This window comes from Roseomonas sp. AR75 (genome assembly GCF_005222815.1).
Taxonomy (GTDB): Bacteria; Pseudomonadota; Alphaproteobacteria; order Acetobacterales; family Acetobacteraceae; genus Falsiroseomonas.
The window spans coordinates 1,630,406-1,655,855 of record NZ_STGB01000001.1 but is presented as its reverse complement, the minus strand read 5'-3'; the positions used below and the strand labels follow the sequence as shown (position 1 = coordinate 1,655,855).

At 69.8% G+C, this 25,450-nt stretch carries 26 protein-coding genes; 13 read left to right on the top strand and 13 right to left on the bottom strand.

Features of this window, described 5'->3' with window-relative positions:
- Nucleotides 1–237: 237 nt before the first annotated feature.
- Nucleotides 238–1,533 carry a glycerate kinase gene (locus tag E4T13_RS07810; RefSeq protein ID WP_137177751.1) on the bottom strand — a complete coding sequence of 432 codons (1,296 nt, stop codon included), beginning with the start codon at nt 1,531–1,533 and terminating at the stop codon, nt 238–240.
- Between the two features lie 59 nt (nt 1,534–1,592).
- Here E4T13_RS07810 and E4T13_RS07805 point away from each other — a divergent pair, with 59 nt between their 5' ends.
- The 6 genes from E4T13_RS07805 to E4T13_RS07780 all read left to right on the top strand — a co-directional run bounded on the left by E4T13_RS07805 (nt 1,593) and on the right by E4T13_RS07780 (nt 4,559).
- Nucleotides 1,593–1,904: a DUF1244 domain-containing protein gene (locus E4T13_RS07805; protein ID WP_137177614.1), complete on the top strand. Its 312-nt coding sequence runs from the start codon at nt 1,593–1,595 to the stop codon at nt 1,902–1,904.
- Nucleotides 1,904–2,410: a hypothetical protein gene (locus E4T13_RS07800; protein ID WP_137177613.1), complete on the top strand. Its 507-nt coding sequence runs from the start codon at nt 1,904–1,906 to the stop codon at nt 2,408–2,410. The genes E4T13_RS07805 and E4T13_RS07800 overlap by 1 nt, the downstream gene beginning before the upstream one ends.
- 124 nt (nt 2,411–2,534) lie before the next feature.
- Nucleotides 2,535–2,837 (top strand): DUF2312 domain-containing protein, encoded by a 303-nt coding sequence (locus E4T13_RS07795; RefSeq protein ID WP_170984856.1) that lies wholly within the window; start codon nt 2,535–2,537, stop codon nt 2,835–2,837.
- Nucleotides 2,837–3,301 (top strand): DUF427 domain-containing protein, encoded by a 465-nt coding sequence (locus tag E4T13_RS07790; RefSeq protein WP_137177612.1) that lies wholly within the window; start codon nt 2,837–2,839, stop codon nt 3,299–3,301. Before E4T13_RS07795 ends, E4T13_RS07790 begins: the two co-directional genes overlap by 1 nt.
- Nucleotides 3,302–3,324: 23 nt before the next feature.
- Entirely contained in the window at nt 3,325–3,963 is a 639-nt protein-coding gene (locus E4T13_RS07785) for a flavin reductase family protein (protein WP_137177611.1), read from the top strand.
- 80 nt (nt 3,964–4,043) lie between these two features.
- Nucleotides 4,044–4,559, top strand: a complete 516-nt coding sequence (locus tag E4T13_RS07780) for a YbjN domain-containing protein (RefSeq protein WP_137177610.1) — start codon at nt 4,044–4,046, stop codon at nt 4,557–4,559.
- 24 nt (nt 4,560–4,583) lie between these two features.
- On the opposite strand, the gene E4T13_RS07775 is transcribed toward E4T13_RS07780, so the two are convergent.
- Nucleotides 4,584–4,865 (bottom strand): long-chain fatty acid--CoA ligase, encoded by a 282-nt coding sequence (locus E4T13_RS07775; protein ID WP_137177609.1) that lies wholly within the window; start codon nt 4,863–4,865, stop codon nt 4,584–4,586.
- A 342-nt stretch (nt 4,866–5,207) separates the two neighbouring features.
- On the opposite strand from E4T13_RS07775, the gene E4T13_RS07770 reads away from it, so the two are divergent.
- Complete coding sequence (locus tag E4T13_RS07770; protein WP_137177608.1) at nt 5,208–6,413, top strand: hypothetical protein; 1,206 nt, start codon at nt 5,208–5,210, stop codon at nt 6,411–6,413.
- Nucleotides 6,414–6,519: 106 nt separating this feature from the next.
- Here E4T13_RS07770 and E4T13_RS07765 read toward each other — a convergent pair whose 3' ends face one another.
- Nucleotides 6,520–8,238, bottom strand: coding sequence for a long-chain fatty acid--CoA ligase (locus E4T13_RS07765; RefSeq protein WP_137177607.1), 1,719 nt, complete (start codon nt 8,236–8,238; stop codon nt 6,520–6,522).
- 109 nt (nt 8,239–8,347) lie between these two features.
- On the opposite strand from E4T13_RS07765, the gene E4T13_RS07760 reads away from it, so the two are divergent.
- Together E4T13_RS07760 and E4T13_RS07755 are read left to right on the top strand one after the other, a co-directional pair.
- Nucleotides 8,348–10,174 (top strand): M3 family oligoendopeptidase, encoded by a 1,827-nt coding sequence (locus tag E4T13_RS07760; RefSeq protein WP_408906389.1) that lies wholly within the window; start codon nt 8,348–8,350, stop codon nt 10,172–10,174.
- Nucleotides 10,175–10,178: 4 nt separating this feature from the next.
- The gene (locus E4T13_RS07755) at nt 10,179–11,549 is read left to right on the top strand and encodes an AarF/ABC1/UbiB kinase family protein (RefSeq protein WP_137177605.1); all 1,371 of its coding nucleotides are present in this window, start codon (nt 10,179–10,181) and stop codon (nt 11,547–11,549) included.
- 86 nt (nt 11,550–11,635) lie between these two features.
- On the opposite strand, the gene E4T13_RS30865 is transcribed toward E4T13_RS07755, so the two are convergent.
- The 4 genes from E4T13_RS30865 to E4T13_RS07735 all read right to left on the bottom strand — a co-directional run bounded on the left by E4T13_RS30865 (nt 11,636) and on the right by E4T13_RS07735 (nt 15,782).
- A complete protein-coding gene (locus tag E4T13_RS30865; protein ID WP_137177604.1) occupies nt 11,636–12,652 on the bottom strand; it encodes an MBL fold metallo-hydrolase in 1,017 nt (338 codons plus the stop codon).
- Nucleotides 12,649–13,758, bottom strand: coding sequence for an amidohydrolase (locus E4T13_RS07745; RefSeq protein WP_137177603.1), 1,110 nt, complete (start codon nt 13,756–13,758; stop codon nt 12,649–12,651). Before E4T13_RS07745 ends, E4T13_RS30865 begins: the two co-directional genes overlap by 4 nt.
- A 142-nt stretch (nt 13,759–13,900) precedes the next feature.
- Nucleotides 13,901–14,632: a DUF1194 domain-containing protein gene (locus tag E4T13_RS30170; protein WP_206030116.1), complete on the bottom strand. Its 732-nt coding sequence runs from the start codon at nt 14,630–14,632 to the stop codon at nt 13,901–13,903.
- Nucleotides 14,633–15,011: 379 nt separating this feature from the next.
- Complete coding sequence (locus tag E4T13_RS07735) at nt 15,012–15,782, bottom strand: DUF3891 family protein (protein ID WP_170984855.1); 771 nt, start codon at nt 15,780–15,782, stop codon at nt 15,012–15,014.
- A gap of 126 nt (nt 15,783–15,908) precedes the next feature.
- Between E4T13_RS07735 and E4T13_RS07730 the strand changes: the two genes are divergently transcribed.
- From E4T13_RS07730 to E4T13_RS07720, 3 genes are all read left to right on the top strand, one after another.
- Nucleotides 15,909–17,039, top strand: a complete 1,131-nt coding sequence (locus tag E4T13_RS07730; protein ID WP_137177601.1) for a Re/Si-specific NAD(P)(+) transhydrogenase subunit alpha — start codon at nt 15,909–15,911, stop codon at nt 17,037–17,039.
- A gap of 181 nt (nt 17,040–17,220) precedes the next feature.
- On the top strand, nt 17,221–17,619 hold the full coding sequence (locus E4T13_RS07725; protein ID WP_137177600.1) for an NAD(P) transhydrogenase subunit alpha: 399 nt from the start codon (nt 17,221–17,223) through the stop codon (nt 17,617–17,619).
- Between the two features lie 4 nt (nt 17,620–17,623).
- The gene (locus E4T13_RS07720; protein WP_137177599.1) at nt 17,624–19,030 is read left to right on the top strand and encodes an NAD(P)(+) transhydrogenase (Re/Si-specific) subunit beta; all 1,407 of its coding nucleotides are present in this window, start codon (nt 17,624–17,626) and stop codon (nt 19,028–19,030) included.
- Nucleotides 19,031–19,211: 181 nt separating this feature from the next.
- On the opposite strand, the gene E4T13_RS07715 is transcribed toward E4T13_RS07720, so the two are convergent.
- From E4T13_RS07715 to E4T13_RS07700, 4 genes are all read right to left on the bottom strand, one after another.
- The gene (locus E4T13_RS07715) at nt 19,212–19,631 is read right to left on the bottom strand and encodes a BLUF domain-containing protein (RefSeq protein WP_206030093.1); all 420 of its coding nucleotides are present in this window, start codon (nt 19,629–19,631) and stop codon (nt 19,212–19,214) included.
- Nucleotides 19,628–20,983, bottom strand: coding sequence for a bifunctional diguanylate cyclase/phosphodiesterase (locus E4T13_RS07710; protein ID WP_170984854.1), 1,356 nt, complete (start codon nt 20,981–20,983; stop codon nt 19,628–19,630). The genes E4T13_RS07715 and E4T13_RS07710 overlap by 4 nt, the downstream gene beginning before the upstream one ends.
- A gap of 61 nt (nt 20,984–21,044) precedes the next feature.
- Nucleotides 21,045–21,965 (bottom strand): aKG-HExxH-type peptide beta-hydroxylase, encoded by a 921-nt coding sequence (locus tag E4T13_RS07705; protein WP_240791017.1) that lies wholly within the window; start codon nt 21,963–21,965, stop codon nt 21,045–21,047.
- 62 nt (nt 21,966–22,027) lie between these two features.
- Nucleotides 22,028–22,315 carry a hypothetical protein gene (locus E4T13_RS07700; RefSeq protein WP_137177596.1) on the bottom strand — a complete coding sequence of 96 codons (288 nt, stop codon included), beginning with the start codon at nt 22,313–22,315 and terminating at the stop codon, nt 22,028–22,030.
- Between the two features lie 122 nt (nt 22,316–22,437).
- Between E4T13_RS07700 and E4T13_RS07695 the strand changes: the two genes are divergently transcribed.
- Entirely contained in the window at nt 22,438–23,409 is a 972-nt protein-coding gene (locus E4T13_RS07695; RefSeq protein ID WP_137177595.1) for a hypothetical protein, read from the top strand.
- A 185-nt stretch (nt 23,410–23,594) separates the two neighbouring features.
- Here E4T13_RS07695 and E4T13_RS07690 read toward each other — a convergent pair whose 3' ends face one another.
- Nucleotides 23,595–24,914 carry an aspartate aminotransferase family protein gene (locus E4T13_RS07690; RefSeq protein ID WP_137177594.1) on the bottom strand — a complete coding sequence of 440 codons (1,320 nt, stop codon included), beginning with the start codon at nt 24,912–24,914 and terminating at the stop codon, nt 23,595–23,597.
- A gap of 175 nt (nt 24,915–25,089) precedes the next feature.
- A complete protein-coding gene (gene rpsU / locus E4T13_RS07685; RefSeq protein ID WP_007006360.1) occupies nt 25,090–25,293 on the bottom strand; it encodes a 30S ribosomal protein S21 in 204 nt (67 codons plus the stop codon).
- Between the last annotated feature and the right edge of the window lie 157 nt (nt 25,294–25,450).

The following is a 25,450-nucleotide window of genomic DNA, read 5'->3' as shown; positions in this document are numbered from 1 at the left end:
TTGTCACCTTCTTTGTAATATAATCTGTCACATCACCATGCGCGCCCTTGCCCGCCTGGTGAGTCAGGCGGCGGAGCCGCCGCGCGGCAGGCCCGACCAGGTGAAGGGGCCAGCAGCATCGGCTTTGCCGGCTCATCTGCGGCGCATCGACCCGCTGCCGCGAGGTGCTCACCGTCGCGACACGATCCGCGGCTTCGCGCGCTGCCAGCGGCGTGACGATCGCGGCCGGCAGGCAGATCAGGCGACGATCACGGCCCGCACGTCGTTGACATTGGTCAGCGTCGGCCCGGTGCGCAGCAGGTCGCCGAGCGCGTCGAACACGCCGTAGCTGTCATGCGCGGCCAGACGCTCGCGCGGATCGAGCCCGGCTTGCCGCGCGCGCGCCAGCGTGTCCGGCGCGCAGATCGCGCCGGCAGCGTCGGACTTGCCGTCGATGCCGTCGGTGTCCGCGCAGAGCGCCCAGATCCCCGCCGCGCCCTCCAGCGCCAGCGCCAGGCCAAGCAGGCATTCCGTGCTGCGCCCGCCACGCCCTGAGGCGCCGGGCGGCAGCGTGACGGTCGTCTCGCCGCCCGAGAGGATCACGCAAGGGGCGGGCAGGGGATGGCCATGCGCGGCGGCGCTGCGGGCGATGCCGGCCAGCACCGTGCCGAGCACCTTCGCCTCGCCTTCCAGCGCATCGCCGAGGATGATCGGCGCCAGGCCGATCTCGCGCGCCTTCGCCGCCATCGCCTCCAGCGCCATCAGCGGCGTCGCGATCATGCGCAGCTCCGCGCCCGCGAGCCGCGGATCGCCGGGCTTCGGCGTCTCCTCCCGCGCGGCGGCGAGATGGGCCGTCACGGCTTCGGGCAGCGCCATGCCGTAATGCGCCACCAGCGCGCGCGCCTGTTCGAAGGTGGTGGGGTCCGCCACGGTCGGGCCGCTCGCGATCACCGCGGGGTCGTCGCCGGGCACGTCGCTGATCGCCAGCGTCACCACCCGCGCCGGATGCGCCGCCGCCGCCAGCCGCCCGCCGGAGAAGGCGGAAAGATGCTTGCGGATGCAGTTCATCTCGCCGATCGGCGCGCCGGAGCGCAGCAGCTCCCGGTTCACCGCGACCAGATCCTCCAGCGTCAGCCCCGGCGCCGGCAGGGTGGAGAGCGCGGAGCCGCCGCCCGAGACCAGGAACAGCACCAGGTCGCGCGCCGTCAGCCCCTGCACCGCGCGCAGCATCTCCGCCGCCGCCGCCGCGCCGTGCGCGTCGGGCACCGGATGGCTCGCGAAGCGCAGGGCGATGCGCCGGTGCGCGGGCGGCTCCGGCAGGTCCGCACCATGCGTGGTGACGACCACGCCCGTCAGCGGCACCCCGGCCCAGGCCGCCTCCACCGCGGCCGCCATCTTCGCCGCCGCCTTGCCGCAGCCCACCACCACGACGCGCCCATCCTTTGGCGGCGCCGGCAGGTGCGGCGGCAGGCAGGTCAGCGGATCGGCGGCCGAAAGGGCCGCGTCGAACAGGGTCTTCAGGGCGCCGCGGGCGGCGGCATCGGTCCAGGCCATGCCGGCACTCTGGCGCAGCCGCCCGCGTCGCGCCATCTACGGTCCAGGAGGACCACCCCATGCCCGCACCCGAGATGGACCAGCAGACCCAGACCGAGCTGGAAGCCGCCGCCTTCCGCCGCCTGGTGCAGCATCTGCGCGAGCGCACCGACGTGCAGAACATCGACCTGATGAACCTCGCCGGCTTCTGCCGCAACTGCCTCAGCCGCTGGTACCGCGAGGCCGCGGCCGAGCAGGGCCTGACCATCGCCGACCCCGACGCGCGGGAGATCGTCTACGGCATGCCCTACAAGGAATGGCAGGCGAAGTTCCAGAAGGAGGCCAGCGCCGAGCAGAAGGCCAAGTTCGCCGCCGCGAACCCCGGCCATTGATGCTCGCCCGCGCCGTTATCGTTGCGATCTGGCTTGCCCTGCTGCCGCTTGACGCGGGCGCCTTCTCGCGGACCTGGCTCGTCTTCTTCGACGACGGCTCGGACGAGATCGGTCCGCGCGGTGAGGCGCGGCTCGCGGAGGCTGCGCGCTACTACCTCGACCGCCGCGCCCCGACCGATACCGAACGGCGGCTCATGTCCGGCCCGCTCAGACCCGGCATCGAGATAGGCGTGCTCGTCGATGCGCATGCCCAGGACAACGTGTCGGACCAGTGCGCCTTGAGCCTTCGCCGCGGTGCGCTGGTCCGCGCCCGTCTCGCGGCGCTCGGCATTCCGCCAGACCACGTGGTCGTCCAGCCATTCGGCGATCGGCGGCTTCTGGTGCAGACGCCGCCCGGTTCGACGGATGTCCAGAACCGCCGGGTGGAACTCTGGTTCGTCGATCTGTCGCGGCTGCCGCGACCTGCCCCGGGCAGGGTGCACGTCCCCACCAGGGCCTGCCGGTAGTCGCCCAGGCCTGTTTGCGCCGACCATCACCCCCGGGCTATATCGGCCGCCCCCCCGAAATCCAAGCAGAGCGGCGTGTCTCTACACAGCGTCGCGCGCCGCATATCGCAGCCCGGAGCCTTCGATGAGCGACACCGACGTGCAGGACGCCAAGGCGAGCCGCAATCGCCAGAAGGCCGACCCAGAAAGCGACGTCGGCGGGATCGCCGCCGACCGCCTGCGCTCCATCGTGGAGCGCATCGAGCGGCTGGAGGAGGAGCGCAAGGCGCTCGCCGGCGACATCAAGGACATCTACGCGGAGGCGAAATCCGCCGGCTTCGACGTGAAGGTGATCCGCCAGATCATCTCCCTCCGCAAGAAGGAACCGGCCGAGGTGGAGGAGCAGGAGACGCTGCTGGATCTCTACCGCCGCGCGCTCGGCATGTGATGCGCGAGCGCGTCGCCGACTACCCGCGCCCGCCGCGGCTGGAACGCAGCACGCGGCGCGTGCGGGTGGTGCTCGGCGGCGTCACCATCGTGGACAGCACGGAGTGCTGGCGCGTGCTCGAAACCTTCCACCCGCCGAGCTGGTACATCCCACGCGAGGCCTTCGCCCCCGGCACGCTGCGGAACGCGGCCGGGCAGAGCGTGTGCGAATGGAAGGGCGAGGCGGAGTATTTTGATCTTTCCGCCGGCGGCGTCACGGCGTCCCGCGCGGCGTGGTCCTACCCGTCCCCGACGCCCGCCTTCGCCGCCATCGCCGGCCATGTCGCGCTCTATCCCGGCAAGGTGGATGCCTGCTTCGTGGATGAGGAGCGCGTGGTGCCGCAGCCCTCGCGCTTCTATGGCGGCTGGATCACCGCCGATGTCGAGGGACCGTTCAAGGGCGCGCCCGGCACCGAAAGCTGGTAGCGCAGCCGCACAGGAGAGTCGTGATGTTCTACGTCGCCGGGCAGCACCGCGAGGCGGGGCTGCCGCATGACCCGGTCAAGGCCATCGTCGCGCCGCGCCCGATCGGCTGGCTGTCCACGCTGGATGCGCAGGGCCGGCCGAATCTCGCGCCCTACAGCTTCACCAACATGATCCAGACCGTCCCGCCGATCCTGGTGTTCGGCAGCGACGGCGTGAAGCACACCGCCGCCAACGCCATCGCCACCGGCGAATTCGTCTTCAACCTGGCCACGCGCGACCTGTTCGACGCGATGAACGCCTCCTCCGAGACGCTGGCGGAGGGCGAGGACGAATTCGCCTTCGCCGGGCTGGAGACCGCGCCCTGCCGGCTGGTGAAGGCACCGCGCGTGGCGGCGAGCCCGGCGTCCTTGGAATGCAAGGTGATCCAGCACGGCGCGCTGCGCGACGTGGAAGGCCGCGACACCGGCGGCGTCTTCGTGATGGGCCAGGTCGTCGGCGTGCACCTCGCCGAGTCCGTCGTGAAGGACGGCCGCTTCGACATGCTCGCCGCCGGCACCGTCGCGCGCTGCGGGTATCGCGACTACCTGCATGTCACGGAACTGTTCTCCGCCCTGCGCCCCACGGATCGCGGAAGCTGGGCGCCGGGCCAGAAGGACCGCTGATCCGGCGCGCTCGCCAAGTTCTTACTGTCCCCCTCGCCGCGATCCGGCGACCCTCGCCGCGCCATCGGAAAGGGGGAGGCATGATCAACGAAACGATGTTCCGCGGGCGCACGGCGCGCCGGCGCCTGGGCGCGGCACTGGCGCTTGCCGGCGCGCTGCATGCGTGGGGTGCGCAGGCCCAGGATGCGGCGCTACTCGACGCTTCCGACCCCGAACGGATCGCGCAGATCCTGCAGGCGCAGGGATTCCAGGCCGCCGTCAGCCGCAATCCGCGTGGCGATCCGATGATCCGCTCGGCCGCGGAGGGCATCAATTTCGTGATCTACTTCCTGGGCTGCCGCGAGAACGCGAACTGCCAGTCCATCCAGTATGCGGTCACCTTCCGCATGGGCAAGCCGCCGACGCTGGAGGCGCTGAACGAGTTCAACCGCAGCCGCACGCTCGGCGAGGCGACGCTGAACAATTCGGGCCAGCCGCGGCTGACCTATTTCATGACGCTGGAAGGCGGCGTCAGCGAAGCGAATTTCCGCCACGCCTTCCAGCTCTGGCGCAACGTGCTGCGCGCCTTCGTCAGCCATATCGGCTTCCGCGCCTGAGACGGCAACGGGGGCTGCCGGGCGTCACCCGCGCCCGTGCAGCCCCTCGATCTCCGCCTTGTGCGTCTCCAGCACCACGCGCCGCTTCACCTTCATCGTCGGCGTCAGCATGCCGTTCTCCACGGTGAAGGGCGGCACGGTCGCCGTCTTCCGGATGCGCTCGATGGACGCCAGCTTGCCGTTCACTCGTGCGATGGCGTCCGAGACCTTCGCCTCCATCCCCTGCGCCGGCACCACCAGCGCCACTAGCGCGGGCTTGCCCTCGCCGGCGACCACCGCCTGCGCCCTGGTGAACTCTCCGCGCATGGCCGCCAGCCTGGCCGCGCTGGGTTGCGAGGTGATCCAGCACGGCGCGTTGCGTGACGGGGACGGCCGCCTGGCATTCGCGCCGCCAGCACCGTCGAAAAAAGCGGATTTTGCGACTACCTCCATGTGCCGTAACTGCTCTCCGCGGTCCCCTTACCGACACCGCAAGCTGAACGCCGCGCAGAAGGGGACTGCTGATGCGAGGCGGTGCAGATGTTTGCCAGTCCCGACAGGGAAGAACCATCGGGTCGATTATTGAATAAATGGAACGTTTAGTGACAGGCACGAGTAGGGCCGCTATGCTCCATCGCATCTCCATTGGGAGACGAGGCGGTGGCAAGCATGTGGACGAAGCTCAAAGTCGTCCTCGACAGAAGTCCGGCCGCCGTGCTGGGGACGGCCCTCATATCCGTTGCCGGGGCGTCTGGTGGTGCGGCCACTTGGTGGTTCGGGCAAAAGCTCGATGTCGTCAATATAAGGGCTGAGACCGAGCGGCGCCAGCACGAGAGTAATATTGAGCAATTGCAGCGCAAGGCGCAGCTGGACGTGATAGCCGCAAGCGAACAATTGCGGATGGAACACAGATCGCGGGAGGCAAACCTAAATCAACTAATACAAGATCTTCAACTCCGGCTTGCGTCGATAGAGCGTCGCATTGGGGATGATCGTAGTTTTTTTGACATAAGAAGCATATTTCTTCGGAAGTCCGAGCTGAGTTCTTTGCCGAGAGAACGATATACAGGATTTCTAAATGGTATTTTCTTTGTGAGTCCGCCTGCGTCGGATCCTCAATGGCGCTCGACGCGGGCTAGCGAAGCGCAACTCGGATCCCGTTCGTTGGGCCCGTGGTTTGATCGCCTACTAGAGGAGATGCCTGACAATCTTCGAAGCAACATGCAACAGGAACATGGTATTTTGTGGTCTGGCCCTGATGCAGAGGTGGTAGAGTTGGACATGCCATCCAATGCAATGCGAATGATGATTGGGCTCAATAGACTGGTGCTGCGACCGGTAGTGTATGTGATGCCAATCTCTGAATCGATCCTACAAGAAAGAGCTCAAGCCATCGCTGGCGCATTATCAGACGACTCAGTTCAAGATGATGTCGCTCAACAGAGAACCCAGACCGAGCAGGTCCTTGGTGCGCTGCAGAACGAGCTGAACCGAGAAAGGGGGCGGGAGTCACAAGATCTTCTCGAAATGCTTTCGTCCTATGCGCGGGGGGATCTTGCTGCTCTCATGATGATGGACATGTTAATGCAGCGAGCTTTGCGCGTTCAATTATTTGCTCCCGCGAGTTTTGAAATAGGGTCTGCGCAAAAGGTGGGAAATGTGTTTTATCTACGAATGAGAACAACGCTTGGCCCTCGTGGCAGGTCGGGTGTCGCCGCGCAGCGCGTATACATTGATGAAGAGATAATCTTCCTAACGCGACAGGGGCAGGAAGAGAGCTTGCTCATTCGAACCTTTTTGCCATCATTCGATGGGAACCCAGCCTCAAGCGAATGGGTAACGCGCTGGCTCGCTACATTTCGTGTGCCGATCTAAGATATTCGTTTTGTATTCACATTTAGTTTGCGCCTACCGTCCTCAACACTGAGTGCAGGCGTCCTTGTTATTACGATGTTAAAATACAATTTTGTGAACAGTGTCTCTATGGCCCCCGCCCGTGCAGCCCCTCGATCTCCGCCTTGTGCGTCTCCAGCACCACGCGCCGCTTCACCTTCATGGTCGGGGTCAGCATGCCGTTCTCCACGGTGAACGGCGCGACCGTCGCCGTCTTCCGGATGCGCTCGATGGACGCCAGCTTGCCGTTCACGCGTGCGATGGCTTCCGAGACCTTCGCCTCCATCCCCTGCGCCGGCACCACCAGCGCCACCAGCGCGGGCTTGCCCTCGCCGGCGACGACCGCCTGCATGATCTCGGGCTCCGCCATCAGCAGGCCCTCGAGCTTGGCGGGGCTCACCATGTCGCCGCCCAGCGTCTTGATGAAGTCGCGCTTGCGATCGGTGATGCGGATGCGCCCGTCCACCATCTCCGCCACGTCGCCGGTGTGCAGCCAGCCATCCTGCACCGCCTTCGCGGTCGCCTCCGGCTGGTTCCAGTAGCCATCCATCACCAGCTCGCCGCGCACGCAGAGCTCGCCATCCTCGGCGATGCGCGCCTCCACGCCGGGCAGCGGCGGGCCCACGGTGGAGCGGACATTGTCCCAGGGCAGGTTCACGCTGATGACCGGGCCGGCCTCGGTCTGGCCATAGCCCTGGATCACCGGCAGGCCGAGCGCCAGGAAGAAGCCCGACAGATCCGGATCCAGCCGCGCGCCGCCCGAGACCATCGCCAGCATCCGCCCGCCGAAGCGCGCGCGGACCTTGTCGCGCACCAGCCTGTCCAGCACCGCATCCTGCAGGCGCTCGAACAGGCCGAGCGGCGGGCCGTCCATCTTCCGAAGCCCGAGCTCGACCGCACGGAAGAAAAGCTTCGCTTTCCAGCCGCCCTCCTTCTCGATATCCGCCAGCATGCGCGCGCGCAGCACCTCGAACAGGCGGGGCACGGCGGTGATGATGGCGGGCTTCACCTGCTGGAACTCCGCCGCCAGGCGCTCCGCGCCGCGGGAGAACACGACCTCCACGCCGAGGGAGGGCAGCAGGAAGCCGCCCACCGTGTGCTCGTAGCTGTGCGACATCGGCAGGAAGGACAGGTAGCACTCGCCTTCCAGGTGCAGCCGGTCCGCCAGCTGCGCCACGCCGTCGCGGTTCGACAGCATCGCCCGGTGCGGCAGCATCACGCCCTTGGGCGCGCCCCCGGTGCCGGAGGTATAGACCAGGCAGGCGAGCCGCCCGGGCGGGATCTGCTCCACCTCCGCGCGCAGCAGGTCGAGATCGGCCTGCGTGGCTTCCAGCTCCGCCCAGGGCAGGGCTTCCGGCCCGCCGCCCGGCTTCGCCGCCTCCATGGTGACCAGCAGGTCAAGCCCGCCGGTGCCGGATGCGGCCTCGGTCACCCGCTTCGCCAGCGCGGCGCTGGAAACGATCGCCACCCGTGCGCCCGAATCGCGCAGGATATGTGCGTGGTCGGCCGGGGTGTTGGTGGTGTAGGTCGGCACCGTCACCGCGCCGATCGCCATGATGGCCGTGTCGGCGATGATGAATTCCGGCCGGCTCTCGCTGACCAGCAGCACCCGGTCGCCCGGCCCCACGCCACGCGCGCGCAGCCCCGCCGCCACCGCGGCCACGCGATGGGCGAACTCGCCCCAGCTCACCTTGTGCCAGGCGTTGTCCTTCCAGTAGCGCAGCATGGGCCGGTCCTGCCGCTGCGCGGCAAGCTCCAGCATCATCTGCGGCAGGCTGTTCCAGCGGATCCGCTTGCCCGGCTGCATCCCCCGTCGTTTCCCCCTGGCCCGGTGAATCGGCCCGATGGCTTTTCCCGCCGGGCCGGAAGTCTATATCCAGGGTGAGACGCCCCCGGACACAAGAGACACCGTGACGATTTTCGCCCAATCCCGCCTGTCCCCTGCCCGCGACACCGCGCGAAAGGGCGGCGCCGCCACGGCCGAGGCGCTGCCGTCCTGGGATCTTTCCGATCTCTACGCCTCGCCCGAGGACCCGCGCCTGGCTTCCGACCTCGACGCCGCGGAAGCCGAGGCCAAGGCCTTCTCCGCGGCCCATGCCGGCAAGGTCGCATCGCTCTCCGGCGACACCCTGGCCGAGGCCATCGCCACGTACGAAAAGATCGAGGAACGGCTGGGGCGCGCCATGTCCTATGCCCAGCTCGTCTTCTCCGCCGATGCGCAGGATGCGGCGAATGGCCGCTTCTACCAGACGATGCAGGAACGGGTGACGGTGATCTCCTCCCACCTGCTGTTCCTGACGCTGGAGCTGAACCGCGTGGAGGATGCCGCGCTCGAGGCGAAGCTGAAGGACTCCGCCGCGCTGCGGCACTGGCAGCCCTGGCTTCGCGACCTCCGCGTGTTCCGCCCGCACCAGCTCTCCGACGAGCTGGAGAAGATGCTGCACGAGAAGGAGGTGACGGGCCGCTCCGCCTGGAACCGCCTGTTCGACGAGACCATCGCGGGCATGCGGGTGAAGGTCGCCGGCGAGGATCTCACCGTCTCCTCCGCGCTGAACAAGCTTTCGGACCGCGACCGGGATGTGCGCGCCGCCGCGGCAAAGGGCGTCTCGGAAGCCTTCGCGGAGAAGGCGCGGCTGTTCAGCCTGATCACCAACGTCCTCGCCAAGGACAAGGAGATCGTCGACGGCTGGCGCCACTACCCGCGCCCGACCAGTTCCCGCAACCGCGCGAACATGGTCGAGGACGAGGTGGTGGACGCGCTGGTGACGGCCGTGCGCGAGAGCTATCCGCGCCTGTCGCATCGCTACTACGCGATGAAGGCGAAGTGGCTCGGCATGGAGAAGCTGAAGCACTGGGACCGCAACGCGCCGCTGCCCGACCAGGACGATGCGACCATCGCCTGGCCGGAGGCGACGCGGCGCGTGCTGGACAGCTACAGCGCCTTCAGCCCGGAGCTCGGCGCGCTCGGCAGGCGCTTCTTCGACAAGCCCTGGGTAGATGCCGCGCTGCGGCCGGGCAAGGCTTCCGGCGCCTTCGCGCATCCCACGGTGCCCTCGGTGCATCCCTATCTGCTGGTGAACTACCACGGCAAGACGCGGGACGTGATGACGCTCGCGCATGAGCTCGGCCATGGCGTCCACCAGATCCTGGCGGGCCACCAGGGCTACCTGCTCTCCTCCACGCCGCTGACGCTGGCCGAGACCGCCAGCGTCTTCGGCGAGATGCTGACCTTCCGCAGCCTGCTGGATGCGGAGACCGACCCGAAGCGTCGCCGCGCGCTGCTCGCCTCCAAGGTGGAGGACATGCTGAACACGGTGGTGCGCCAGATCGCCTTCTACCGCTTCGAGACGCTGCTGCATGACGAGCGCAAGAAGGGCGAGGTCGCGCAGGAGCGCATCGGCGAGCTGTGGATGCAGGTGCAGACCGAGAGCCTCGGCCCCGCCTTCGACTTCACGGCGGATTACAACGTCTACTGGGCCTACATCCCGCACTTCGTGCACACGCCCTTCTACGTGTATGCCTATGCCTTCGGGGATTGCCTGGTGAATGCCCTCTACGGCGTGTTCCGCGAGGGGCATCCCGGCTTCCAGCAGAAATACCTGGACATGCTGCGCGCTGGCGGGACGAAGCGGCACAAGGAGCTGCTGGCGCCCTTCGGCCTCGATGCGTCGGATCCCGCCTTCTGGCACAAGGGCCTCGACGTGATCAGCGGCTTCATCGACGAACTTGAGAAGGCCGGCTGAGTCGATGTCCGACAGCAAGCGCGAGTCGACTCTGTTCGGCGAGGTGCGGCGCATGGTCCGCACCTCCGGCGCGGTCGGCGGCGTCGCCGCGCGTGTCGCGGGCGAGCGCTTCCTCGGCATCAAGTCCGACAAGAACGCGCATGCGGAGGCGCTGAAGCAGGTGCTCGGCGGGCTGAAAGGCCCGCTGATGAAGGTGGCGCAGTTCCTCGCGACCGTGCCGGAGGCGCTGCCCGAGGAATACGCGCAGGAACTCGCGACGCTGCAATCCAACGCGCCGCCGATGGGCTGGAACTTCGTGCGTCGGCGCATGCAGACCGAGCTCGGCCCGACCTGGCAATCGCGCTTCAAGACCTTCGGCCAGGAGGCCGCGGCGGCGGCCTCGCTCGGCCAGGTGCATCGCGCCACGCTGCCGGATGGCCGCGATGTCGCCTGCAAGCTGCAATACCCGGACATGCCGAGCGTGGTGGAAGCCGATCTCCGCCAGCTCAAGATCGCGCTGTCGCTCTATCGCCGCATGGACAGCACGCTCGACAACGAGGAAGCCTATACCGAGCTCTCCATGCGCCTGCGCGAGGAACTCGACTACCTGCGCGAGGCCGCGCATATGCGCCTCTATGGCCTGATGCTGCGCAACATCCCCGGCGTCGCCGTGCCGGAGCCGGTGCCCGAGTACACGACGAAGCGCCTGCTGACGATGACCTGGCTGCAGGGCCGCCCGATCCTCCGCCGGCTCGAGGAGAACCCGCCGGCCGAGGAGCGCGTGGCCTATGCCAAGGCGCTGTTCCGCGCCTGGTACGTGCCCTTCTACCGCTACGGCGTGATCCATGGCGACCCGCATCTCGGCAACTACCAGGTGCGCGAGGATGCCGACCCCGATGTGCGCTTCGGCGTGAACCTGTTCGACTTCGGCGTCATCCGCGTCTTCCCGCCGAGCTTCGTCACCGGCGTGATCATGCTGTACGAGGCGGTGCGCGACGAGGACATCGACAAGGCGGCGGAGGCCTATCGCATCTGGGGCTTCAAGAACCTCAGCAAGGAGACGATGGAGGTCCTGAACGTCTGGGCGCGCTTCCTCTACGAGCCGCTGGTGCGCGACGAGGTGCGCACCATCACGCCGCTCGACGACCCGCAATACGGGCGCCGCATCGCGATGCAGGTGCATGAGGGGCTGAAGCGGACGGGCGGGGTGAAGATCCCGCGCGAATTCCCGCTGATGGACCGCGCCGCCATCGGCCTCGGCAGCGTCTTCTACCGCCTGCGCGCCGAGGCGAATTGGCACCGCATGTTCATGGAACTCGTCAGCGACTTCGACGAGGCCGCGATCGCGTCGCGCCAGAAGGCCGCCCTGGACGCCGCCGGCGTCCCGCAGGGCTGACCGCCTCTTGCTGCCCTCTCCCCCCTCAGGGGGGAGAGGGTTGGGTGAGGGGGGTACGCAGCGTGGCATCCCGTGTTGCGCGCCGCTCACCCCACGTCGTAGCGCCCCGCCCGCTGCACCAGCGCGCCCGCGCGCTCCAGATGGTTGATATGCGCCAGCGCCTCGCTGAAGGCGAAGCCGACCTGGTGCGGGTCCTCGATGACGCGGCCGAACACCACCGGGATCAGCTCCGCCGCCGTCAGCGCCCGTTCCCGGCACGCCGCCAGGATCGCGTCGCAGCGCGCGACGTGATGCGCCAGCAATTCGTCCGCGCGACGGTGCAGGCCGATGAAGGGCTGGTGGTGCCCCGGCAGCACCAGCGTCTCCGCCGCGATCCCCGCCTTCAGCGCCTCCAGCGAGCGGATGTAGATGCCGAGCGGATCGCCCTGCGGGTCCATCGCCTGCACGCTGATGTTGGGGGATATGCGCACCATGATCTGGTCCGCCGCCAGCAGCAGGCGGTCCTCCGGGCAGTGCAGCATCACCTGTTCCGGCGCGTGGCCACCCGCCGTCATCACCGCCCAGCGCCGTCCGCCGATCTCCAGCGTCTCGCCCGCGACCAGGCGGCGGAAGGTGCGCGGCAGGCCCGTCATCATGCGCAGGTAGCGATGCCCGCCGGAAAGCAGCTCCGCCGTCACCTCCGCCGAGAGCCCGTGGTCGCGATAGAAGCTGACATAGGGCTCGGAGCGCAGCATGTCCGGCTGCAACTGGATCACCAGGCTCGTCAGGTAGTCCGTCTGGCTCATGAACAGCTCGGCGCCTGTGCGTTCGCAGAGCCAGCCCGCCATGCCCGCGTGGTCGGGATGGAAATGCGTCGCGATCACCCGCCGTACCGGCCGGCCGCGCAGCCTGCCATCGAGCAGCGCGCGCCACAGCGCCTCGGTCGCCGCATCGCCGAGGCCGGTATCCACCACGGTCCAGCCCGGCCCGTCCTCCAGCAGGTAGATGTTCACATGGTCCAGCCGGAAGGGCAGGGCGAGGCGCATCCAGAACAGCCCCGGCGCGACCTCCGTCGCGGCACCCGGCGCGGGCGGCTCCGCGAAGGGCAGACGTATCTCGCTCATGCGCCCGCCGCGCTTCGGCCGCCCGCGATCAGCGCGCCGAGCCCGGCGCAGCCGGGCGACTCGTGCAGCCGGTACACGCGCGTCGCCGTCCCCGCGAACAGCGCCTTGCGCTCCGCGTCCGTGGCGCCTTCGGCCAGCCGCTTGAAGGCGTTCCACAGCACGCCGTAGCCGCACATCCCCTTGTCCACGGGGAAGTTGCTCTCGAACATGCAGCGTTCTGCGCCGAAGGCCTCGATCAGCGTGTGGATCACCGGCCGCCACGCCGCCGCCATCTCTGCCGAGCCCGGCGGCGTGGCGCGCAGGTGGAAATCATGCCCCGCCGTCTCCATCGCCAGCCCGCCGAGCTTCATCACCACATTGGGCAGCGCCGCCAGCGGCAGCACCGCATCCCGCCACGCCGCGAAGCCCTCGTCGCGCCGCGTTGCATAGGGACCGACGCCGAGCGGCCCGCCGCAATGATTCACCACGATGGTCAGCTCCGGTACCGCGCGCGCCAGGGCTGCGACATGCGCCATCTGCGTCTGATACGCCCAGATATCCAGCACCAGCCCATGCGCCGCCAGCCGCCGTGCGCCCTCGACGAAGCGCGGATGCTCCAGCGGGCCCGGTGGCGGCGTGATCAGGTTGGAGCGCACCTCCGGCGCGGGATGCCAGGCGGTGCGGTTGCGCACGCCGCGGAAGCGCGAACCGGCCGCGGCCAGATGCGCCTCCAGCACCGGCGCGACCGCATCACCCAGCGTCAGGTCGGCGAAGCCCACGATGCCCGCGCAGGCGCGCACCGGCCCGTACCAGCCGGTCGCCGCCATCGCGCCGGCGCCGTTGACGAACTCCGTCTCCCCCAGCGGCCGCAATTCCTCCGGCCCGTCCGGGCGATACATCGCGCCGCACTGGATGAAGACCGTCGCGCGGATGTCGTGGCCCGTTGCGGCATCGCGCAGCAGGTCGTCCAGCAGATAGCGTTCGGCCTCACGGTCCCAGAGGTGATGATGCGGATCGACGATGGGCAGCCCCGGCTCGATCGCCGCCTCCACCCGCTGCGCAAGCCAATCCTCCCGCACCGCGATCTGCTTCGACGGCGTGTAGGAGGGCGGGGAGATGGGCTGCATGCTGGCGCTGCTTCCGCTGCTCGGTGCCGCGGCGGCGCACGGACTGCGCACGCGGTCGCTCCGCCAGCCATAGCAGGCGCGCCGCGCCTGTCCACACGGCGCAGGCGGGACGGGCCGTGAGGCCCGTCCCCGATCGCGCGGATCAGTCGGCGCGGCGGCGCAGCGTGGCGAGGCCCGCCAGGCCGAGGCCGAACAGCGCGAGCGACATCGGCTCCGGCACGCCGAAGACTTCGGTGCGGATCTTCGTCGCCAGGGCGTCGCCCAGGTTCTCGAAGCTGACCGTGCCGAAGTCGGTGCCGTAGATGCTGACCCAGGAGCAGCTCGCCCCGCCACCGATGCCCAGGCAGTTCACCTGGTTCACGCCGGCGGCGCTCGCATTGCCCGCGGCGGTCGTCGGGTTCTCGCCGTTGTTGTTGACGCCATCCGTCGTGACGTCGATCAGCAGGCGCAGGTCCACGCCTTCCGCCGTCTCGAAGGCGAGCAGCGAGCTGGTCGCTGCGGTGACGGCGTCGCCGATCGAGGTCGCGCCGGTGCTGATGCCGTTGCGGCCGGGATCGAGGTCGCTGATCGCCGTGGTGAGCTGGCCCAGCACCGTGGAGTCCGTGATGGTCTGGACCGCGAAGAACTCGCTCACATTGACGCCGAAGATGTTGGCGCCGATCGCCACCTGGCCATAGGCCGTGGGGTTGGACGAGAAGAAGCTGTTCAGCGCCGAGACATAGCCGTTCACCTGGTTGGTGAACTGGCTGCCGGTGATGCTGCCGGACCCATCCATCGAGAGGTACAGCGCGGTGGTCGGCGCTGCCTGGGCCGCGCCGACGCCGAAGGCGAGCGCGGTGCCGAGCAACGCTGCGCGGAGCTTGGAAACATGCATGGAAAAGACCCTCCATATTCTCGATAACAATTTGGTGACAGATCAGTAGGCGACCCGCACCAATATGAGTCTTCGCAAGAATCGTACCTGAAGGAGATCAGCAATGATCCGAGCAGGTTGAGAGAGGCGCGCCGATCGTGATGGAGGATCTTGTAAGAATCTCTGACGGCACGCGCAATGTACCCATTGGGGTTTCATTTATATTCAGGCTTGACTCAGGATAAATATAATAGTTGCTCTGATATATTGATGTTCGCATGAATTTTGGGCCGGTTCCGCGCGCCATTGCCGCGCCGCGACGCAGCCCGGCACGCCCGGCGTGCCGGCCATCCCTCGCTATCCTCGGTGCTCAGGACCGGCGGGCGTGCCCGCCCGCGCTTCAGCCGGCTACGAGCCGCGCCGTGATGCGCTGCACCGGCGCGGCCGCGTAGTCGCGGCGCATCCTGGCCTCGTCGGTCCAGCGCGTGCCCGGCGCGAAGCGCCGCGCCGTCCAGCACAGCGACACCTCCGCGGCCGCGAAGGGCCAGGGCGAGACGGTCATCACGCCCTCGCCCTCCGCCAGCGTCAGCGGCACCTCGCCCCCGCCCGCCAGCGGCGCCATGCCGGACCAGCCGAGCGTCGCGATGCCGCCGCAGGCGGCCAGGCTCAGCGCATCCGTCACCGCCACCAGCGATGCGGCTTCCTCCAGCTGCGCCTCGGTCGCCCCGAGCCTCGCCAGAAGCTTTGCCCGCAGACCAGCCTGCTCGCGCTGGTAGGTCTCGGCCGCCGCCGCGTCCTCAGGCTCCACCCGGTGCCGGTCATTGTAGGCCGCGTAGATCCGCGTGCCGTGCCGGCTGACCAGCAGCCCGACCCAGGGCCCCCAGCTTGCGACGGCGCGCGTCACGCCCGCGGCCCACATCGGCGCATGGATGCGCGCGCCCACGGCGCGGAAGGCATGCGGGCGGGCGGTCGCGGCGTCGAGACTCGGCGCGGCCTCCCAATCCATCCAGGCGACGTCGTGCTGCGCGCAGGCCGTCGCGATCTCCTCGAAGGGCTCCGGCCGCGCGAAGCCGGCGGCGCCCCAGGCGCGCGCCATCTGGCCGGAGACCAGCGCATGCATCGGCTGGCTCACCGCCAGGAAGGATCCGTCCGGCAGGTCCCTGAACAGCATCGCGCCCTCCTTCGCTCGGCAACAGGATGGCGGCTCGGGACCCTCGCCGCCATCCCTTGCCTTGTCAGACCGGCCCCATGGCGTCATATCGCGCCGGCTTCAGCCTCAACCGGGGGGTCAATTGGTATGCGGGTAGCGGTCCTGCGCGAACGACGCGCGGCGGAAACGCGGGTGGCCGCGACACCGGAGACGGTGAAGAAACTGATCGGCCTGGGCAACACGGTCGCGGTCGAGACCGGCGCCGGCACGGCCTCCGGCATTCCGGATGCCGCCTATGCCGAGGCGGGTGCCGAGATCGCAGCCGATCCCGGCGCGGCGCTGGCCGGCGCCGAAATCGTGCTCGCCGTGCGCGCGCCGGAAGCCGCCGAACTCGCGAGGATCCCGCGCGGCGCGCTGCTGATCGGCACGCTGCAGGCCGACGCCGCCGCGGCGAAGGCCTATGCCGAGGCCGGCATCGACGCCTGCGCCATGGAATTGCTGCCGCGCATCACCCGCGCCCAGTCCATGGACGTGCTGTCCTCCCAGGCGAATCTCGCGGGCTATCGCGCGGTGATCGAGGCGGCCGAGACCTTCGACCGCGGCTTCCCGATGCTGATGACCGCCGCCGGCACCATCCCTGCCGCCAATGTCTTCATCATGGGCGCGGGCGTCGCCGGGCTGCAGGCCATCGCCACCGCCCGCCGCCTCGGCGGCCGCGTGAGCGCGACGGATGTCCGCCCCGCGGCGAAGGAGGAGATCAAGTCGCTCGGCGCCAGCTTCGTCGGCTACGAGGACGAGGAGAGCAAGTCGGCGCAGACCGCCGGCGGCTACGCCAAGCAGCTTTCGGCCGAGTTCTACGCCAAGCAGGCCGAGGTCGTGGCCGCGCACATCGCCAAGCAGGACATCGTGGTCACCACCGCGCTGGTGCAGGGCCGCAAGGCGCCGACGCTGGTGACCGAGGCGATGGTGCACTCCATGAAGCCGGGCAGCGTGATCGTGGACATCGCCTCCGACGCCGGCGGCAACGTGGCGCTGACGAAGCCGGGCGAGGCGGTCACGACCGCGAACGGCGTGAAGGTGCTCGGCTGGTCGAACTGGCCCGGCCGCATCGCCGGCGCCTCCTCCGCGCTCTATGCGCGCAACCTGCTCACCTTCCTGACCACCTTCTGGGACAAGGAAGCGAAGAAGCCCGCGTTGAAGGAAGACGATGAGATCGTGAAGGGCGTCGCGCTGACCCGCGCCGGCGCCGTGGTCCACCCCTCTCTGGCGTCCGCCTGACGATGCGTCACAGGCGAGCGCCGTTCAGCCCTCTCCCCCGCTTATGGGGGAGAGGGTTGGGTGAGGGGGACGTCGGCGTGCCGGCGCGCCTTCTCCTTCCTTCCCGCCCTCCTCACCCAACCCTCTCCCCCCTGCGGGTGGAGAGGGCCTCGGGACCGACGTTTCCGAAGGGAACCGCCTGATGTCCACTCCCCAGCAGATCGCCAACGAGGCGGCGAGCATCGCCGACCGCGCGGCCTTGCTCGCCGAACAGGCGCGCCAGATGGCCGAGACCGTGGCGCCGGTCGCCGCCGCCGCCGAGCCCTTCCTCTATCTGCTCACCATCTTCCTGATGGCCTGCTTCGTCGGCTACTACGTAGTGTGGTCCGTGACGCCGGCGCTGCATTCGCCGCTGATGGGCGTGACCAATGCCATCTCCTCGGTCATCGTGGTCGGCGCCATCCTGGCGACGGGCCTCTCCGACAGCGTCGCCGCCAAGGTCTTCGGCTTCCTCGCCGTCACGCTCGCCGCGGTGAACATCTTCGGCGGCTTCATGGTGACGCGGCGCATGCTCGCCATGTTCAAGAAGAAGGGGAGCTGAGCCGATGGCGACCACGCTCTCGACGCTCGCCTATCTGGTCGCGTCGGTCCTCTTCATCCTCGCGCTGCGCGGCCTGTCGCACCCCGAGACCAGCCGGCAGGGCAACCTCTACGGCATGGTCGGCATGGGCATCGCCATCGCCGCGACGCTGCTCAAGCCCGGCATGGGCTTCGGCGGCATCGCGCTGGTGATCGTCGGCCTGGCGATCGGCGGCACCATCGGCACCATCGTCGCGCAGCGCATCCAGATGACGGCGCTGCCGCAGCTGGTCGCCGCCTTCCACTCCCTGGTCGGCATGGCCGCGGTCTTCGTCGCGGCCGCCGCCTTCTACGCGCCGCAGAGCTTCGGCATCGGCTATCCCGGCGCCATCAAGACCGCGTCGCTGATCGAGATGTCGCTCGGCCTCGCGATCGGCGCCATCACCTTCTCCGGCTCGGTCATCGCCTTCCTCAAGCTGGCCGGGCGGATGTCCGGCGCGCCGATCATCTTCAACGGCCAGCACATGCTGAATGCCGGCCTCGGTGCGCTGCTGCTGATCCTGATCATCGCCTTCTGCGCCACCGGCAGCCCGGTGCTGTTCTGGATGATCGCGCTGCTCAGCTTCGCGCTCGGCTTCCTGCTGATCATCCCGATCGGCGGCGCGGACATGCCGGTGGTCGTCTCGATGCTGAACAGCTATTCCGGCTGGGCGGCGGCGGGCATCGGCTTCACCATCGGCAACCTGCTGCTGATCGTGACCGGCGCGCTGGTCGGCGCCTCGGGCGCGATCCTGTCCTACATCATGTGCAAGGGCATGAACCGCTCGATCATCAACGTGCTGCTGGGCGGCTTCGGCTCGGATGGCGGCGCGGCGGCGGCGGGCGCGGGTGCCGCGGACCGCGCGCCGGTGAAGGCCGGCAGCCCGGAGGACGCGGCCTACATGATGAAGAACGCGCAGAAGATCATCATCGTGCCGGGCTACGGCATGGCGGTGGCGCAGGCGCAGCAGGTCCTGCGGGAGATGGCGGACCTGCTGAAGAAGGAAGGGGCGGAGATCTCCTACGCGATCCACCCCGTGGCGGGGCGCATGCCCGGCCACATGAACGTGCTGCTGGCCGAGGCGAACGTGCCCTATGACGAGGTGCACGAGCTCGAGGAGATCAACCCCGAATTCGCCGATGCCGACGTCGCCTTCGTGATCGGCGCCAACGACGTGACGAACCCGGCCGCCAAGACCGACAAGTCGTCCGCGATCTACGGCATGCCGATCCTGGACGTGGAGAAGGCGAAGACAGTGTTCTTCATCAAGCGCGGCATGGCCAGCGGCTATGCCGGCGTGGAGAACGAGCTGTTCTTCCGCCCCAACACGATGATGCTGTTCGGCGACGCCAAGAAGGTGACGCAGGAGATCGTCCAGGCGCTGCAGCGGTAACGCCCACCGCTCCGCCAACCCTCTCCCCGCCGCGCGCTCGCCCTCTCCCCCACTTTTCCTTACCCTCTCCCCCCTCAGGGGGGAGAGGGTTGGGTGAGGGGGGCGTGATCGCCCGAGCGAAGCATCTCACCATGCAGCGCCGTCTTCGGCGACGAGTGTGCGCCGTCAGCGCCGCGGCAAACTACCCCGCCGCCGCCTCCGTGTTCCGAATCGCCGCCTGCAGCATCGCCATCAGCCGCGCGGCACCGCCTGGCCCTTCCAGCGCCTCCGCCGGCACCGGCGCATCGGCCACGAAGGCCATGCTCCAGTCGCCGAAGGCGCGCGCCTCCGGCTCGCTGACCTCCAGCACCGTGACATGGTCGTGCCGCAGGTCGCACTGGATGCGCTCGAAGACCGCCTCCACCGACTCCGGCGGCCCTTCCAGCACCTGCGCGAAGCGCCGCGCGCTGTACACCAGCGCACCGGTCACGCCGGCGCGCCGGTTGTTGCGCCGCGCCGCCGTCAGGATCGAATCCAGCACCGGCCACATCGGCTGGCCCGGCTCCACCGCGGTGTGGCTGACATAAACCACGCGCCGCAGCCTTTCCCGCTCCGCGCTCACGCCGCGATCGCCTTGTCGTCCTGCGCACGCCGCCCATCCGCGATACGCCGGATCAGCGCATCCACGGATGCCGCCGGCACCGGCTCGCTGAACAGGTAGCCCTGCGCATCGGTGCAGCCATTGGCCGAGAGCGCGTCGCGCTGCGTCGGCGTTTCCACCCCTTCCGCCGTGGTGCGCAGCCCCAGCGACTGGCCGAGCGCCGCCACCGCGCGCACGATGGCGGCGCTCTCCGGCTCGGTCGCCACGCCGCTGACGAAGCTGCGGTCGATCTTCACCCGGTCCAGCGGGAAGCTGCGCAGCCGCGTCAGCGAGGAATAGCCCGTGCCGAAATCATCCAGCGAGACACGCACGCCGAGCGCGCGCAGCCGGGCGCAGGTCGCCTCCGCCGTCGCCGTATCCTGCAGCAGCGCCGTCTCCGTCACCTCCAGCTCCAGCCGCTGCGGCGCCAGGCCGGAGGCAGCGAGCGCCGCGCGCACCTGGCCTTCCAGCTCGCGCCGCGCGAGCTGCGCCGCCGCCACATTCACCGCGACGACCAGCGAGGGATCGCTCCACCCCGCCGCCTCGCGGCAGGCGGTGCGCAGCACCCATTCGCCGATCGGCAGGATCAGCCCGGTCTCCTCCGCCAGCGGCACGAATTCGGCGGGCGCGACCAGCCCGCGCGCGGGATGGCGCCAGCGCAGCAGCGCCTCGAACCCCGCCAGCCTTCCGCCGTCCAGTTCGACATGCGGCTGGTAGTGCAGCTCGAACTGGCCGAGCGCGATCGCCGCGCGCAGCTCCGATTCCGTCCGGCGCCGTTCCTCCGCACGGGCGCGCAGCGCCGGCTGGAAACGACGCAGATCGCCGCGCCCTTCCTGCTTCGCCTGATATAGCGCGAGGTCGGCGCAGCGCAGCAGCGCCTCCGGCTCCGCCGCATCGGCGGGATACAGCGCGATCCCCACGCTCGCGCCCGTCACGACGCTGTGGCCATCGAGCAGGAAGGGCCGGCCGAGCAGCTCCACCACCCGCGCCGCCAGCGCACTGGCAGAGACTTCGCCCGCCGGCGGCGTCATCAGGATGGCGAATTCGTCGCCGCCGATCCGCCCCGCGGCGTCGCCGTCGCGGATCGCCGTGCGGATGCGCCGCCCGACCGCGCGCAGCAGCGCATCCCCCACCGCATGCCCAAGCGTGTCGTTCACCGACTTGAAGCGGTCGAGGTCGAGGGCGAGCAGCGCGAAGGGCTGCCCGCCGCCGCCTTCCGGCGTGGCGGCGCGTTCGAGCGCCGCGAGCAGCGCGTCGCGGCGCAGCAGGCCGGTGAGGCTGTCCGTGGCTTCGGCGGGGAAGGGCGCGTCGGCAGGCCCGGGGGAGTGTTGCATGCGGGCATCCATGACTGTGCCGCGCCATCCTGCCGGGCGAAGCTGAACGCTTCGCGAATCCCTATGCGGCAGTTGCCATGTACGCCGCGGCCGGCGCGAAGGCGGCCTCGCCCTCCGGGGTGAAGCGCGCCGCCGCGTCCACCACGGCCAGTCCCGCCGCGTAGTCGCGGCGGATGTCGCCGCGCATCGCCCGCAACGCCTCGCGCGCCGCCGCATCCGCCGCGCCGCCCGCGAGCATGCGCTCGATCGCCAGATGCATCCGCGCCAGCACCCAGGTGGCGTGGACGATGCCTTCCATCGGCCGCGGCGTCTCGCGCAGCGGCGAGGCGTAGCGCGAAGCCGGGTCATTCGCCGTCAGCGGCGCGCCGAAGCTCTGCGCGAACAGCACCGCATGCCCGCTCTCATGCGCCAGCGTGACCGCCAGCGCCGCGTCGGTCGGGTGCGCCGGCAGGTTCAGTGCGATCGCGCCCCACAAGTGGAAGCTCGTCGCACCCTGGAAGTGCAGCGCCCCGCCCGGCGCGGCCGCGACGGCGACCACCTCCTGCGCCACCGAGGCCAGTTCGCCCGCGAAATCCGGGCCGAGCAGCGCCAGCGCGGCGGCGATGCGCGACGGCGCCGCATCGCGCTCCGCAGCGTCCAGCGCGCGGATCGCCACCGGCGAGTCCGGATCGTCGTTGAGCAGCCTGGTGTAGAGCGCCGCGACGCCCGGCCCGAGATCGTCGTCGTCCAGCGTGACGGTGCGGGGCAGGGCTGGGGTCCGCAGCGCAGGATCGGCGAGCGCCGCCAGCGCCGCTTCCGCCGTGGCCGCATCGCCCGCGCCGATCGCCAGCATCGCTTCGGCGTAGCGGGCCATGACCGCCGGGCGCACCGGCCGCGCCGCCACCAGATCGGCCAGCGCCCCGATGGCTGCGGCGTCGCAGGCGATCAGCCCCGACGCGGCCTCCGCCAGGGTGCGCAGGCTGGCCGCCAGCCGGGCCCGCACCGCGCTGTCCAGCGCTTGCCCCCGCGCGGCGCTGGGGGCGAAGGCGCCGGCTCCGGCCCCGCTCAGATGGTCGGCGGCGGCTTGACGGCGCCGACCATGACGCTGCCGAGCTTGGCGATGCCCTTCGGCACGCCCCCATCGGCCGGCGGCGGCTTCACGGCGCCGACCTTGACGTTGCCGACCCTGGTGAGGGTCGAAGCCGACATCACGTTGTCCGGCGGCGGCTTCACGGCGCCGACCTTGGCCAGCGGCGGGGCGGCGGTGACGCTGGACACGGCGAAGCCGAGCATCTCCTGGCCCGCCAGACGATCGAGCAGGGCGGCGAGCGCCGCATGCTTGCTGCTGGTCATCCGTCTCTCCTCATTCTGCGCGAATCTTCCCATGCTTCGGCCCGGCTGTCACGCGACGAAGCTGCGTCTGGCCCGGCATCACGCTCCGCCCCTATCCTCCTTCCGCAGCCGGCAGCGGGCCCATGATCGTCTTCGTCACCACGCGCCACCACGCCTACACGGTCAGGAACCTGCTGGACGGCAGCTTCGGGCCGCCCCTGCCCGTGGTGCGTCACATGGCCTGGGATGCGCTGCTGCGCGCCGACCACCTGCCGCAGGCGACCTACATCCTCACCGACCTCGAGCGCCTGACGCCGCATGAGCGCCGCATGGCCGCCGACACCTATCGCGCCATCCGCGCCGCCGGGCTGCGTTGCCTCAACGACCCCGCGCGCATCCCGACCCGCCACGCGCTGCTGGCGCGGCTGCATGCGGCCGGCCTCAACCCGTTCCGCGCCTGGCGCGCCGAGGAGGGCGCGCCGCGCCCGAACCGCTTCCCCGTCTTCCTCCGCTTCGAGGACGGGCACGAGCCGCCGCTGAGCGACCTGCTTCCCGACCAGGCGGCGCTGGAAGCGGCTCTCACCGCATTCCAGGCGCGGGGCCTGCCGCTGGCCGGCGTGCTGGTCGTGGAGTTCTGCGCCGAGCCGGTCACGCCCGCCGCCTGGCGCCGCTACGGCACCTTCCGCATCGGCGAGGCGATGCACACCGACCATTCGGTGATCCAGGATGGCTGGTGGGTGAAGGCCGGCACCCTCGGCCTCAGCACCGAGGCGATGGCCGAGGAGGAGTACCGCGCGGCGCGCGATGGTCCCTATCTGCCGGCGCTGCGCCCGGTCTTCGAGCTCGCCGGCGTGGAATACGGCCGCGCCGACCACGCCACCGCGGAGGGGCGGGAGGTGGTGTTCGAGATCAACACCAACCCGACGCTGAGCGGCCCGCACCCCCAGCGCCTGCCGCGCCGCGCCGAGACGCTGGAATTGTCGCGCTGGAACCTGGCCCGCGCGCTGGCCGCGATCGATTCGGGCGACGGCCTGCCCGTCTCGATCGAGGCCGCGCCCGCCGTGCGGCAATGGCGGGAGCACTCCTTCGCCGCCTTCATGCCCTGGCGCCCCTGACCTCGCCGCAGGTCCTCTCCCTTATCGCCTGGAGCCCTCTCCCCCACCCGCTGAAGCCCTCTCCCCCCACAGGGGGGAGAGGGTTGGGTGAGGGGGGCCGCCCGCTCCGCAGTACGCCTGTTCCCCAAGACGCCCGTGCACCGAACACCCCGCCACCGCGGAGTCGCCCCGCCCCGGCGCCCCCCTCACCCCGACCCTCTCCCCCCTGCGGGTGGAGAGGGAGAAACCCCCAGCACCTCCACCGCCCGTGCGAAGGCGGCCAGCGTCTGCTCCACGTCGCGCGCCTCATGCGCGACCGAGACGTAGAACTTGCTCTCGCCCTTCATGATCCCGTCCTCGCGCAGCACGCAGTTCACCTGCGTGGCCATCGCGCGGTCGGCGCGCAGCGTGGCGCGGTAGTCGGCGATCGCGCCGGTGGCGAAGACCACGTCGAACAGCACCGGCTCGCCCACCACCTGGCCCGGCAGCCCCGCCCGCTCCATCGCCTCCGTCATGCCCTGCATCAGCGCGCGGCCGGTGGCGAAGGCGCGCTCGTACATCCCCGGGCGCCGCAGCACCTCCAGCGTCTTCAGCCCCGCCACGGCGGCCACCGGATTGCCCGACAGCGTGCCCACCTGCATCAGGAACCCGTCATCGCCGACCAGCGCGCGGTCGAAATGCGCCATGATCGCGGCCCGCCCCGCCACCGCCGCCAGCGGGAACCCGCCGCCGATGATCTTGCCCAGTGTGCAGAGGTCGGGCGTCACACCGTAGTAGGATTGCGCGCCGCCATAGGCGAAGCGGAAGCCCGTCACGACCTCGTCGAAGATCAGCACGATGCCATGCGCGTCGCAGAGGTTGCGCAGACCCTGGAGGTATCCGGGCGCGGGCGGCACCAGGCGTTGCAGCGGCTCCACGATGATGCCGGCGATCTCCGTGCCATGCGCCTCGACCAGCCGCGTGACCGCATCGAGGTCGTTGAAGGGCGCGACCAGCACCTCCTCCTGCACGCTCCTCGGGATGCCGGCCGAATCGGGGACGGGGCGGGGGAAGTTGGCCAGCACCTTCGGCGCCAGGCTCATCAGCCCGTAGTCGCTCATGCCGTGGTAGCCGCCTTCGAACTTCAGGATGCGCTCGCGCCCGGTGAAGGCGCGCGCCAGGCGCATGGCGTAGAGGTCGGCCTCGGTGCCGGATCCGGTGAAGCGCACCTGCTCGGCGCAGGGCATCGCCTCCACGATCGCCTCGGCGAGCGCGATGCCGTGCTCGTTGGTGGCGAAGAAGGTGGTGCCGCGCGAAAGCTGCTCGCGCACGGCGTCCAGCACCTCGGGATGCCCATGCCCCAGGAACATCGGGCCGGAGCCGAGCAGGAAATCCACGTATTCGCGCCCCGCCACGTCCCACACGCGGCCGCCATGGCCCTCGCGCAGGATCACTTCGGGCGCGAAGTTCCCGAAGCCGCCGCCGGGCAGCACCCGCCGCGCACGCGCGGCAAGCGCCGCTTCTTCGCTTGTGGAAAGCCCGTCCACCGCCGATCCTCCGCTGCCGCGCGGATCACACAATGGGGCGGGGCAGGGGGCAAGCGCCTCGCGCCCTGAGTTCGGTCAGGACACCGTACGCAGCGAAAGCGCCCGGCGGAGCATTCCACCTGGCGCGATGCCGGTCACGATCCTGCATGTCCCGGCCCGGAGGGCCAGGCGACCCTCAGAAGCCCTCGCGCTCCAGGCGCTTGCGCTCGACCTTGCGGGCGCGGCGAACGGCCTCGGCGGCCTCGCGGGCGCGGCGCTCGGACGGCTTCTCGTAGTGACGACGGAGCTTCATCTCACGGAACACGCCCTCACGCTGCAGCTTCTTCTTCAGCGCCTTCAGGGCCTGGTCGATGTTGTTGTCGCGAACGACGACCTGCACGCGGCTCAACCTCCTGGTGTGGTGTTAACGAATGGATGGATGCACGAAGGCGGGGTCGGCTCCGGGAATCGTCCCGGCGCCCCCCGCCAAAACAGGCGCGCTCCTTAGCACGTGTCCGGCGCGGGACGGAAGGCCCTCCCGAAGCCCGCCCCGCGCA